The organism is Amycolatopsis sp. NPDC031561, from assembly GCF_055580625.1.
Genome location: NZ_JBVILA010000005.1, coordinates 61,679 through 73,670, shown reverse-complemented (window position 1 = coordinate 73,670; position 11,992 = coordinate 61,679). Strand labels below are relative to the sequence as shown.

The following is an 11,992-nucleotide window of genomic DNA, read 5'->3' as shown; positions in this document are numbered from 1 at the left end:
CGAGCCTTGGCGACACGGCGACTTGTCGACGTTTTCCCGCGTCTTTCGTGGTCTTTCCCGCGCCCGCCACCGAAAGGTGGGCGCGACACGGCGCCCGGCGATCACATCCGGTGAGGGCAGGGGGATACCCTGACCGTCGTGGGTATTCCGGCGTGGATCTGGTTCGTCATCGCCGCCGTCGCCTTGGTGGCGGGGCTGGCGCTGCTCGCGGCCGACCGGGCGAAGGAGGGCTCGCGCAATCGCGAGCGAATGCGCTGGGCCGAGCTGCGAGGCTGGCAGTTCGTCGAGGAGGACGAGCGGTTGCCGCGGCAGTGGTCCGGCGGCGCGATCGGGTACTTCGGCGCGCAGGTGGCGGTCAACGTCGTGGCCGGGTCCACCTTCACCTCCGACGGGCGGCGCCCCGTCTTCATCTTCGACATCGAGACCGAGGGCCAGATCCCGGCGGTCGTGGTCGCCGTGCGCTGCAACCGCGTGCACGAGACGCCGCTGGAGATGTGGTTGTCCAGCGTGCCGTTCCAGCGCCAGGACATGCCCGAGATGCTCGGCCCGATCGGCCAGCGCTACGCCTTCGCCGACGATTCCGAGGGTGCCCGCAAGGTGATCACGCAGGAACTCGTCGACGCGGCCGACTCGCTCGGCGGCGACGTCGGCGTGGCGTGGCTGGAGAACGAGTGGGTGCTCGCGAGCGTCGCGCCGAACGCCGGCCCGTCGCGGCTCGAGCGGCTGCTGCGCGACCTCGGCGAGATCGCCGACATCGTGGACCCGTTCGACGAGGAGTACGACAACGCCCAGGCCCCGGGTCGTCACTGGCAGGCCGAGGCCGCCGATGACATCGAGCCCAAGAGTTAGGACGGCTTGAGCTCCAGCGGGAGCGCGCTCGCGGTCATGCCGGTGTGCGACGGCTGACCGAGCACGGTCAGGTCGAGCGTCCCGGACTGCGTCAGACGCCCGGCCTGTGCCGGATCGGTCGTGGGCAGCACTCCGCGCAGCGAAGTCGTCGCGGTGCCGCGGGCGGACGCCACGTCGCCGATGCCGAGGTCGCCGCTGATCGTGTTCGCGCCGGATCCGGTGAGCCCCGCGCCGCGCTGCGCCAGATCCGCGTCCTGCCCGGTGGTCACCAGCCCCGTCGCCGGACCGATGGTGCCGCCGAGCGCGTGTTCCTGGCCGAAATCGGTGCCCGAGCCGACGTCCAGCGGCAGGACACCTTTGAACCGGCCGCCGCCGTGCTGCGCCGACGTCGTCCCGACGGCGGCGAAGTCACCGAGGTCGACGGCGTGCCCGGAAGACCGTCCCGTCTCCAGCATCCCGCCGAGGTCGCCGGAGAACCCGCCGTCGAGCCGCAGCGCCCGGCCGAGTCCTCCGGTGGCGTGCTGTTCGGTCTCGTTGATCACGCCGACGCCGGGCAGCGGGCGGACGGAGTGATAGGTCCCCTCGGAAGCGCCGACACCACGGCTGTCTTGGGAGATGAGGCGGGGGGTGCCCGTGCGCGGGTCGAGCGCCGCCTCGGTCAGCCGCGCGCCGGATCGCTCGAGTTTGGTCTCGTTCCCGGCCACGACGCTGCCGTAGCGGTCGAGCTTCACCGTGTCCCGCTGGCCTTGCGTGACAGCCTCGGCGGTCTTCGCCGCGGCGAGCGCGCCGACCTTGTCGGGACGAACGGTGACGCCGTCGCGGGTCTCGATGGTCTCGCTCGCCGACCGGCGGACGTCCGCGACGATCTTCGCGTCGCCGAGGTCCTTGCTGTAGACGTTCCGTTCGGTGCTGGTCAGGAAGCCGCGAAGGACGGACGTGTCCCCTTCGCTCGTGAAGCCGACACCGCGTTCGAGGGTGCCTTCGCGCTGATGATCGAGAGGGAGCGGGATCGCCGGATCCGTCTGGGCGGCGAGCGCGGTGGCCGGACCGGCGAACAACAACGCCAGCGGCGCGGCGCCGGCCGCGACTTTGGGCAGGTAGCTCGGCTTGCGCCTGCTGTGCTTCCCCATGGTGCGGGACGATACTTCCCGACTTGGGCGGATGCACGCCAGGTCCCCACGGTGGGTGACAAGCAGGCTTGGACTCCGGAACCCGACTGAGGAGTAGGTTCCCGATATGACACAAACCGCCCTGATCACCGGCGCCACCGCCGGCATCGGCGCGCAGTTCGCGCGCAGGCTCGCCGCCGAGGCGTACGACCTCGTGCTCGTCGCCCGCGACGTCGACAGGCTGGAGAGCTTCGCCGCGGAACTGGTCGAGGCGCACGGCGTCGACGTCGTCGTGCTGCCCGCCGATCTGTCCGAAGTGGACGGACGTGGGCTGGTCGAGGCCCGCCTGGCGGACGAGCCCGTGGATCTCCTGGTGAACAACGCGGGCTTCGGCCTCAACGGAGACTTCTGGACCATCCCACCGGACGCGCTGCAGCGTCAGCTCGACGTCAACGTCACCGCGGTCCTGCGGCTCACCCGCGCCGCGCTGCCGGGGATGATCGAACGCGGCGAAGGCGCGATCATCAACGTCAGCTCGGTCGCCGGCTTCTTCAGCGGCCGCGGTTCGACGTACACGGCCAGCAAGAACTGGGTCACTTCGTTCACCGAGGGCATCGCGGCCTCGCTCCCGAAGAGCATCCGCATGATGGCGCTCTGCCCCGGGTTCACCACCACGGAGTTCCACGAGCGGGCCGGGCTGGACCGGCCGGGCCCCAAGGCGTTCTGGCTCGGCGTCGACCAGGTCGTGGACGAGGCGCTCGCGGATCTGCGCCGCGGCAAGGTGATCTCGGTGCCGAGCCTGCAGTACAAGGCGCTCGTCGCGGTCGGCGGGCTGCTGCCGAGGGCGGTGCTGCGGAAGCTCGGCGGCGGGTTCGGCGGCAAGGGCCGCACCTGAGGGGTGTGTGAGACCGGCACCTCGCCGCACGGCGGTTCGAGCCCGTGCCGGGCGGGTATCTCTCCGATCATGAGGTCATCACGTCTTGTCGCGGCCGGAGTGCTGACGCTGGCCTTGGCCGCCTGTTCCACCGAGCCGCCGGCGGGCCCGCCGGCACCGGCGCCGGGCGGAGAGAGCGCGCAGCCGGTGAAGGCGATCGAAGCGGCGGCGGGCGCCGTGCCCGACGGGAAAGTCTTCGACGTGGAACACGCCAACGACGGCTGGGAGATCAAGGTCGCGTCGAGCGGGCAGGAACACAAGGTGCGCGTGAGCCGCGACGGTGCTCGGATCCTCGGCAAGCAGCAAACGGCCAAACCGAGCGACGACTTGGCGAAGGCCGAACAAGCGAGTGTCGACGCGGTCAAGGCGCTGCGGTCCGCGCAGCAGCGTCAGCCCGGTGAGCTGGACGAGATGGAGATCGATCGCGCCGCCGACGGCACCGTTGTCTGGGAGGTCGGGCTTCGCGACGGCACGGGGACCGAGCATGAGGTCATCGTGGACGCCAAGACCGGCGAGGTGAGGTAGGGCGCGCCCTACCAACGAGACGCACGCTTGCCCCAGGGTGCTTCCGACCTGGGATTTCTAGGGTTTTCACCATGAACACTGGGTGGAACGGTGACGCGGTCCGGCTCGACGGCGTCCGCAAGGAATACGGCAAGGGCGTCATCGCTCTGGACGGGGTGACGCTGGCGTTCCCGCGCGGCGGCTTCACCGCGGTGATGGGACCTTCGGGTTCGGGCAAGAGCACTTTCCTGCACTGCGCGGCCGGGCTGGACAGGCCGACGTCGGGGTCCGTCGTGCTCGACGGGCAGGAGCTGGCCGGAATGAGCGAGACGAAGCTGACGAAGCTGCGCCGCGACCGGGTCGGCTTCATCTTCCAGGCCTTCAACCTGCTCCCGGCGCTGACCGTCGAGCAGAACGTCACGCTCCCGCAGCAACTCGCCGGTGCCAAGCCGGACCGCCGCGTCGTCGAAGAGATCCTCAACCGCGTCGGGCTTTCCGGCCGCCGCAAGCACCTTCCCGGTGAGCTTTCCGGCGGGCAGGCACAACGCGTCGCGATCGCGCGAGCGCTGGTCACCCGGCCCGCGGTGGTCTTCGCCGACGAGCCGACCGGCGCGCTCGACACCCGCACGGCCGCCGAAGTCCTCGAACTGCTGCGTGCCTCGGTCCGCACGACCGGCCAGACGGTGATCATGGTGACCCACGACCCGATGGCCGCCTCCTACGCCGACCGCGTCATCTTCCTCGCCGACGGCCGGATCGCCGACGAACTGCACGCGCCGACCGCGGACGTCGTCGCCGAGCGCATGACCCACCTGGGTGCCTGGGGCAGCCCCGTGCGGGCGGGTGCGTGATGCTGCGACTCGCCTTCCGGACCCTGCGCCTGCGCAAGGGCGGATTCATCGGTACCTTCATCGCCGTCTTCTTCGGCGCGTTGATCGTCGCCTCCTGCGGTGGCCTGATGGAGACCGGGATCCGCAGCGACGCGGAACCCCAGCGGCTCGCGGCCGCCCCGATCCTCGTCACCGGCGGTCAGACCTTCGCTCTGCCCAAGAAAGACCCGGCTTCCCTCGACGCCGACGACAAGCACAAGTTCGAGGACGCACGGCTCCCCGAGCGCGTCCGGCTCGACAACGGCCTGGTCTCCCGGTTGCGGTCGGTGCCCGGCGTTGCGGACGTCGTCGGCGAAGTGAGCTTCCCACTCGCGGCGAGCGGGCGACCGGCACTCGGCCACGCCTGGGATTCCGCCGCGCTGACCCCGTACGCGCTGGTCACTGGTGCCGCGCCCGTCGCGGGCGAGGTCGTCGTCGAGTCCGCGTCCGGGTTGAAGCCCGGCGATCTCGTCGACGTCGCCGCGCGCGGCGAGACCGAATCGTTCCGGGTCGCCGGGGTGGCGGGAGGGCCGCGGCCGATCACGCAGGCCGCCGTGTTCTTCTCCGCCACCGACGCCGCCCGGCTTTCCGGGCACCCCGGGAAGGCCGACGTCATCGGCGTCTTCACCAAGCCGGGCGCCGATCTCGAAGAGGTGCAGGCGAACGTCGCCAAGGCCGCGGCCGGGGCGACCGTCCTGAGCGGCATCGACCGCGGCGTCGCGGAGTTCCCCGAGGCCGATTCGAGCGGTTCCAACCTGATCGTCATCGCCGCGGTGTCCGGCGGGCTCTCGGTGATGGTCGCGATGTTCGTCGTCGCGAGCACGTTGAGCCTGTCCACCCAGCAGCGTTCGCGGGAACTCGCCCTGATGCGGGCGATCGGCACGACGCCGCGCCAGCTTCGCCGGATGGTCCTCGGCGAGGCGTTGGCCGTCGGCCTGCTCGCCACCGCGCTCGCCGCCGCCCTCGGCCCGATCCTCGGCGAGTGGCTGTTCGGCCAGCTGGTCGAGAACGGTGTCGTGCCGGGGGTTCTGCGGTTCTACCAAGGCTGGCTGCCGTCGGTCGTCGGCGCGGGCGCCGCGATCCTCGCGGTGTTCATCGCCGCCTTCATGGCGGGCCGCCGCGCCGGGAAGATCCGGCCGACCGAGGCGCTCGCCGAGGCCGCGGTCACCCGCCGCTGGCTGACCCCGACGCGTTTCGTGCTCGCCGCACTCTGCTTCGGTGGCGGCACCGCGCTGGCCATCGTGACCGTCGCGGTGATGACCGGTCCGATCGCGGCCAGCACCGCCGGGCCCGCGGTGATCCTGTGGGCGCTCGGCGTCGCGATGATCACCCCCGGCGTCGCGAAGGTGATGACTGCGATCCTGCGGTGGCCGATGCGCCTGCTCGGCGGGATCGACGGGCACCTCGCCGTGCTCAACACCCGCGCCGGGATCGTCCGGGCGGCGGGCGCGGTCACCCCGATCATGCTCGCCGTCGGGATCGCGACCGCGAACATCTACCTGCAGACCACCCAGCAAGAACTGGCAAACCAGGCGTTCACCGAGGACGTCCGCGCCGACGCCGTGATCGGTTCGACCGCGGGCGGGCTGTCGCCGGACCTGGTCCAGCGGATCCAGGCCGTGCCCGGGGTCGCCGGAGCGTCCGAGTACGTCACCAGCAGCGTGTTCCTCGAGGATCCGTACGACTCCTCCGACGACGGACGCCCGGCGATCGGCCTCACCGCGTCCGGTGCGGGCGCGACGACCGACACCAAGGTGACCCAGGGAGACCTGAAGGCGCTGACCGGCAGGAGCGTCGCGCTCCCGGAGGTCTTCGCGAAGGACTTCAACCGCGGCATCGGCGACACGCTGAGCCTGAGGCTCGGCGACGGCACCCCTGCCGACGTCAAGGTCGTCGCGGTGCTCAGCCAGCGACCCGGCTTCGAGAGCCTGCTGTTCCCGGCCGATCTCCTGGCCCCGCACACCACCGCCGGGCTCGCCGGGCAGCTGCTGGTCCGCGCCACCCCGGACGTCGATCCGGCGGCGCTGACCGAACGGCTTCGCGAGGTGACGGCCGGGCTGCCGGTGTCCGTCGGCGACCGGGAAGCGCTCGTCGCGGCGCATTCGAAGGACCAGGCCGTCGGCGCGTGGGTCAACTACCTGCTGGTCGGGATGATCATCGCCTACACGGTGATTTCGGTGGCCAACACGCTGGTGATGGCGACCGTGCGGCGGCGCCGTGAGTTCGGGTTGCAGCGGCTCACCGGTTCGACCAGGGCGCAGGTGCTGCGGATGGCGGGCTTCGAAGGCGGGCTCGTCGCGCTGATCGGGATCGTGCTCGGCACCGTCGTCTCGGCGGGCGCGATCGTCCCGTTCTGCCTGGTGGCGGCCGATTCCCTGCTGCCGATGGGCTCGCCGCTGATCTACCTGACCATCATCGGGCTCGCCGCGGTGCTCGCGCTGACGGCGACCCTGGTCCCGGCCTGGGTGGCCACCCGTGGCCAGGCCGTGGACGCCGCGACGTCCGGCAGTGACTGAACACACGGGGACCGACTCCGGGGAAACACCCCGGTGGTGCGCCGCGAGCCGTGTGTAAGACTCTCGGCCGTGGCGTACCCCGGGGTTGATCAAGCGGCGAAACTCGAACTGGCGAGACTGGTCGGCGAACTCGCCGTCGTGCACGGAAAGGTGACCTTGTCGTCCGGCAAGGAAGCCGACTACTACATCGATCTCCGGCGGGCGACGCTGCATCACGCGGCCGCCCCGCTCATCGGGAAGCTGCTCCGTCAGCTCACGCACGACTGGAACTACGTCGCCGCCGGCGGCCTGACCCTCGGCGCGGACCCGGTGGCGCTGGCGATGCTGCACTCCGCGGCCACCGACGGTGTCGTGCTCGACGCGTTCGTCGTCCGCAAGGGCGCGAAGGCGCACGGCATGCAGCGCCAGATCGAAGGCGTCGAGGTGCTGGGGCAGCGGGTGCTCGCCGTCGAGGACACCTCGACCACCGGCGGCAGCGTGCTCACCGCCGTCAAGGCGCTGCGCGACGCCGGGGCGAACGTGGTCGGCGTCGCGACCGTCGTCGACAGGGACACCGGAGCGCGCGAGGCCATCGAGAAGGAAGGCCTCGAATACCGTTACATTCTGAACAAGGACGATCTCGGTCTGTCCTGATTAAAGCTTCCCCAAGGGGGCATCCTCCGTTCGCGAACGGAGGATGCCCCTTTTTTCGTGAGCGATTCTCAATACGAGAGGGGTAACGTCGCTGGTAGGGGAGTGAAAGGGGGCTTGAGGTGGCGGGTTTCCTGGCGAACGTGACAGTCGCGGTGCACATTTTCGCGCTGCTGTTCATCGGATTCGGTGGTTTTCTCGCGTGGCGGTGGCCGAAGGTGATCTTCGTGCATGTGTTCTTCGCCGCATGGGGGATCCTCGTCAACGTCTTCCCCTGGCCGTGCCCGCTGACGGCGGCCGAGAACTACTTCCGTCACCAGCAGGGCCTCGGCGACCTGCCCGGCGGCTTCAACGCCTACTACCTCTACGACACGGTGTTCCCGCGCTCGATGCTGCCGGTCGTGGTGCTGATCGCGATGGTGACGGTGATCGTCTCCTACGTCGGCACGGTCCAGCGCTGGCGCCACCGCCACCACGACGGGGACGCACCGGCGCACCGCGTCAGCATGGGCTGAGTGACAATCTCCGGGTGAACTCGTCGGAAGAAGCGGGCCCCACCGAATGGGTGGCGCGGGAAGAGGTCGGCGTCGGACCGTGGGAGGGCGAGTGGCCCGCGGACGAGCGGTACGACCCCGAACTGCTGGCCAACGGTGACCGCCGCAACGTCGTCGACCCGTACCGCTACTGGCGGCGCGAGGCGATCGTGTCCGATGTGGACGCCCGGCGGCACCCGTTCCACGTGGCGATCGAGAACTTCCAGCACGATCACAACATCGGCACCGTGGTCCGGACGGCGAACGCGTTCGCCGCCGCGGCCGTGCACATCGTCGGACGGCGGCGCTGGAACCGGCGCGGCGCCATGGTGACCGACCGCTACCAGCACCTTCTCCACCACGAGGACGTCTCCGGGCTGCTGACCTTCGCCGCCGAAGAGGGGCTCGCCGTGGTCGCCGTCGACAACACCCCCGGCTCGCAGCCCGTCGAGACCGCGGAACTGCCGCGCGAGTGTGTCCTCCTGTTCGGCCAGGAAGGGCCGGGGCTGTCGGCCGAGGCGCAGAAGACCGCGTCGCTGGTCGTCTCGATCGCGCAGTTCGGCACGACGCGCTCCATCAACGCCGGCGTCGCCGCCGGGATCGTCATGCACGCCTGGGTCCGGCAGCACGCCGACCTCGCCACGGCCTGGTAACCCCCCGCGTTTCGTCCTCTAGTTGCGGTAGTTGCGTGTGCAAGGACCGCAACTAGAGGACGAAACGCGGGCTAGACCGGGGCGACCTCGACCGGGATCCCGTTCAGCACGGCGTTCCCGGACGGGACGTCGAGCAGGGTCTCGTCGGCGACGAGGTTCGAGTTGACCCCGGCATGCGCCGTCGCGACCTTCGTGCGCATGCCTTCGGCGTCGTGACCCCAGCCGTGCGGCATGCTCACCACGCCGGGCCGGACGTCGGCCGTGACCTCGACCGGCACTTCGAGCTTCCCCGCCCTCGACGTCACCGACGCGAGCCCGCCGTCGGTCAGCCCGAGCCGGGACGCGTCGTCCGGGTGAACTTGGACGGTGCACCGGTTTCCGCCGCGCACCAGGGGCGTCAGGTTGTGCATCCACGAGTTGTTCGAGCTCAGATGCCGCCGTCCGATGAGCAGCAGCCCGCCGTCGGGTGCCTTGCCGAGTTCCGCGCGCAGCCGCGGGACGTCCTTCGTGATCGCGTCCGGGGCCAGCTCGACCTTCCCGCTCGCGGTGCTGAGCACCTCCGGCAGCCGCGGCTTCAGCGCGCCGAGGTCGATGCCGTGCGGCGCGGCTTCGAGGTCGGCGAGTTTCAGCCCGTACGGTCCGCCGCGCAGCATCAGGTCGATCATCCGCGCCGGTCCCGTGCGGCCTTCGGCGAGCGACAGGTCGACGCCGGTGCGCCGCGCCGTCTCGGCCGCGACCATCGTGTCGAAGGCGGCGACGTCGACGTCCGGGCCCTGGCCGGCGGCGATCCCGGCCATCCGCAGCAGGGTCACCCATTCCTGCGGCATGTCCGTTTCGAGGGTCGGAGGCGTCCAGTTCGCCACGTTGCGCACGGCGAGCGTGTACAGCGCGACGTCGTAGTGCGGCCGCTCCAGCGGTGACGGCCCGGGCAGGATGACGTCGGCGTGCCGGGTGGTCTCGTTGAGATAGACGTCGAGGGAGACCATGAAGTCCAGCTGCCGCAACGCTTCCGTGAGCCGCGCGGAGTTGGGCGTGCTCAGCGCCGGGTTGCCGCTGATGGTCACCAGCGCCCGGACCCGGCCCTCGCCGGGCGTCTCGATCTCGTCCGCGAGGGTGGCCACCGGCAACTCGCCGAGCACCTCCGGATAGCCGCGCACCCGGCTTGTCCAGCGGCCGCTGGTGAACGGCGAAGACCGTCGCGGCTTCCACGCGGCGGGCAGCGGGAACATGACGCCGCCCTCGCGGTCGAGGTTGCCGGTGAGCGCGTTGACGACGTCGACCAGCCAGCTCGCGATGGTGCCGTACGACTGGGTCGTGGTCCCCATCCGGCCGTAGACCGCGGCCCGCTCGGCGTTGGCGAGCTCGAGGGCGATGCGGCGGATCTCGGCGGCGTCGATCCCGGTCGCGGGCGCGACCGCCTCCGGCGTGAACGGCTCGGCGAGCGCGCGAACCTCGTCGACACCGTTGACGTGCTCACCGGGACTGACGCGATTTTCCGCGAACAGGACGTTGACCAGCGCGAACAGGAACAACGCGTCGGTGCCGGGCCGGATCGCGTGGTGCTCGTCGGCGAGCTGGGCGGTCCGGGTGCGGCGCGGATCGAGGACGACGATCTTGCCGGCCCGCTTCTGGATCCCGCGCAACCTGCCGCGGGTGTCGGCCGCGGTCATCAGGCTTCCGTTGGACACCAACGGGTTCGCTCCCAGAATGAGCAGGTGCTCAGTGCGGTCGAGGTCGGCGACGGGAATGGTCTGCGGATCGCCGAAGAGGTAGCCGGACGAGAAGTGCTTCGGCATCTGGTCGACCGTGGTCGCGGTGTAGAAGTTCTTGGTGCCCAAGGCTTTGAAGAACACACGGCCGTAGAGCACCAGTGCCGCGTTGTGCACCGTCGGATTGCCCGAGTAGACGGCGACGGCGTTCTTGCCGTGCTCCTCGATGATCGGCCGGAGCCGCCGGTCGATCTCGGCGAAGGCCTCGTCCCAGCCGACCTCGACGAACTCGCCGTCGCGTTTGACCAGCGGCGCGGTGAGCCTGTCCGGATCGTGGTGCAGCGCGCCGAGCGAGGCGCCCTTCGGGCAGAGGTAACCCTGGGAGAAGACGTCCTCGCGGTCGCCCTGGACCCGGGTGACGAGGCTCTTCTCGTCGATCGTCACCTCCAGGCCGCAAGTGGCTTCGCAGAGCGGGCAGGTCACGTGCGCCGTGGTCATGAAGCACCTCGCGGGGTCGGGTATCGCCTTAACATACTGAGCGGTATGTCAGCGGGCAAGGGATGATGGCGCGATGACCGCACTCGCCGACCGGGCCGCGGCCGCCGAACGCGCGGTCCGCGACCGGCATCTGCGCCGGGTATGGGGACTGCCCGGGACCGTGCTCGGCCGCAGCGGCTGGCCGCCGTCGGTGGGTCAGCGTGTCCACTGGCACTGGAACTACTGGTGGCAGGCGCATCTGCTGGACACCCTCGTCGACGCGCAACTGCGGGACCCTTCGCCGGACAGGCTGAAGCTGATCGACCGGTTCGTGGCGTCGGTGCGACTGCGCAACTTCGGCAAGTGGATCAACGACTATTACGACGACATCGCCTGGCTCGGCCTCGCGCTGCAACGCGTGGGGCACCTCGGGCTGGACGTCCGCGGCGGGCTGGAGGCGATCAGTTCGCGGCTGCGCGAAGGCTGGACCGACGAAGCGGGCGGCGGGATCCGGTGGCGCGTCGGCGACGATTTCAAGAACGCGCCCGCGAACGGCCCGGCCGCGATCTTCCACGCGCGCGAAGGGGCCGAACAGCACGCGCGGGGTCTGACCGACTGGATGACCGAGCGGCTCGTCGATCCGGAGACCGGACTAGTGTGGGATGGCCTCCGCGTCGGCTCCGGCGAACTGGTCAAGCACATTTTCACCTACTGCCAAGGGGTTTACCTCGGCGCCTGTCTGGAACTGTCCGAAGTGGACAGAGTGGAGCACGTGATCCACGCGGTAGCGGAGCACGTCGCGCCGAACGGGGTGATCCGGGGACAGGGAGACGGCGACGGCGGCCTGTTCGCCGGGATCCTTGCGCGCTACCTGGCCCTCGCCGCGCCGCTGCTGCCGAGCGGGGTGGCACGCGATCTGGTCATCCGGTCGGCCGAGGCCTGCTGGACCGGCGCCACCGAGACGCCGCACGGGCCGCTCTTCAGCGCGGACTGGGCGACTCCGGCGCCTTCGCTCCCCCTCGCCCCCGACGCCCCCGAACGCGACCTGTCCGTTCAGATCAGCGCTTGGATGCTCCTCGAAGCCGCCGCCACCCTGGAGCGCCGGATGTCTTGAAAGGGGCTTTCAGGACATTTTTCGTCCTGAAAGCCCCTTTCAAGACACAGGCGAGACCGCACGCAAGTAGTCCTCTACTTGCGGCGCTCACGTGG

The 11,992-nt window shown here is 70.4% G+C and carries 11 protein-coding genes; 9 read left to right on the top strand and 2 right to left on the bottom strand.

The features are described 5' to 3' along the window. The first annotated feature begins 138 nt into the window (after positions 1-138). Entirely contained in the window at positions 139-849 is a 711-nt protein-coding gene (locus ACZ5IK_RS14335) for a type III secretion system chaperone family protein (RefSeq protein WP_101611375.1), read from the top strand. Here the strand turns inward: ACZ5IK_RS14335 and ACZ5IK_RS14330 are convergent. Then, positions 846-1,979: a hypothetical protein gene (locus ACZ5IK_RS14330; RefSeq protein WP_465488086.1), complete on the bottom strand. Its 1,134-nt coding sequence runs from the start codon at positions 1,977-1,979 to the stop codon at positions 846-848. The two genes, ACZ5IK_RS14335 and ACZ5IK_RS14330, sit on opposite strands and share 4 nt — an antisense overlap. A gap of 106 nt (positions 1,980-2,085) precedes the next feature. On the opposite strand from ACZ5IK_RS14330, the gene ACZ5IK_RS14325 reads away from it, so the two are divergent. The 7 genes from ACZ5IK_RS14325 (at position 2,086) to ACZ5IK_RS14295 (ending at position 8,597) form a co-directional block, all read left to right on the top strand. Then, the gene (locus tag ACZ5IK_RS14325) at positions 2,086-2,853 is read left to right on the top strand and encodes an SDR family NAD(P)-dependent oxidoreductase (protein ID WP_465488085.1); all 768 of its coding nucleotides are present in this window, start codon (positions 2,086-2,088) and stop codon (positions 2,851-2,853) included. 69 nt (positions 2,854-2,922) lie between these two features. Beyond that, positions 2,923-3,417 (top strand): PepSY domain-containing protein, encoded by a 495-nt coding sequence (locus ACZ5IK_RS14320; protein WP_465488084.1) that lies wholly within the window; start codon positions 2,923-2,925, stop codon positions 3,415-3,417. Positions 3,418-3,488: 71 nt separating this feature from the next. Continuing rightward, positions 3,489-4,247 (top strand): ABC transporter ATP-binding protein, encoded by a 759-nt coding sequence (locus tag ACZ5IK_RS14315; protein WP_465488083.1) that lies wholly within the window; start codon positions 3,489-3,491, stop codon positions 4,245-4,247. Beyond that, positions 4,247-6,781 (top strand): FtsX-like permease family protein, encoded by a 2,535-nt coding sequence (locus ACZ5IK_RS14310; RefSeq protein WP_465488082.1) that lies wholly within the window; start codon positions 4,247-4,249, stop codon positions 6,779-6,781. The genes ACZ5IK_RS14315 and ACZ5IK_RS14310 overlap by 1 nt, the downstream gene beginning before the upstream one ends. Positions 6,782-6,850: 69 nt before the next feature. Next, a complete protein-coding gene (gene pyrE / locus ACZ5IK_RS14305) occupies positions 6,851-7,414 on the top strand; it encodes an orotate phosphoribosyltransferase (protein ID WP_101611368.1) in 564 nt (187 codons plus the stop codon). 119 nt (positions 7,415-7,533) lie between these two features. Next, complete coding sequence (locus ACZ5IK_RS14300; protein ID WP_465488081.1) at positions 7,534-7,926, top strand: DUF2784 domain-containing protein; 393 nt, start codon at positions 7,534-7,536, stop codon at positions 7,924-7,926. 14 nt (positions 7,927-7,940) lie between these two features. Beyond that, on the top strand, positions 7,941-8,597 hold the full coding sequence (locus tag ACZ5IK_RS14295) for a TrmH family RNA methyltransferase (protein WP_465488080.1): 657 nt from the start codon (positions 7,941-7,943) through the stop codon (positions 8,595-8,597). Between the two features lie 71 nt (positions 8,598-8,668). Here the strand turns inward: ACZ5IK_RS14295 and ACZ5IK_RS14290 are convergent, their stop codons facing one another. Beyond that, positions 8,669-10,804 (bottom strand): molybdopterin oxidoreductase family protein, encoded by a 2,136-nt coding sequence (locus tag ACZ5IK_RS14290; RefSeq protein ID WP_465488079.1) that lies wholly within the window; start codon positions 10,802-10,804, stop codon positions 8,669-8,671. Between the two features lie 73 nt (positions 10,805-10,877). Between ACZ5IK_RS14290 and ACZ5IK_RS14285 the strand changes: the two genes are divergently transcribed. Next, on the top strand, positions 10,878-11,897 hold the full coding sequence (locus ACZ5IK_RS14285) for a glycoside hydrolase family 76 protein (RefSeq protein ID WP_465488078.1): 1,020 nt from the start codon (positions 10,878-10,880) through the stop codon (positions 11,895-11,897). Positions 11,898-11,992 lie beyond the last annotated feature (95 nt).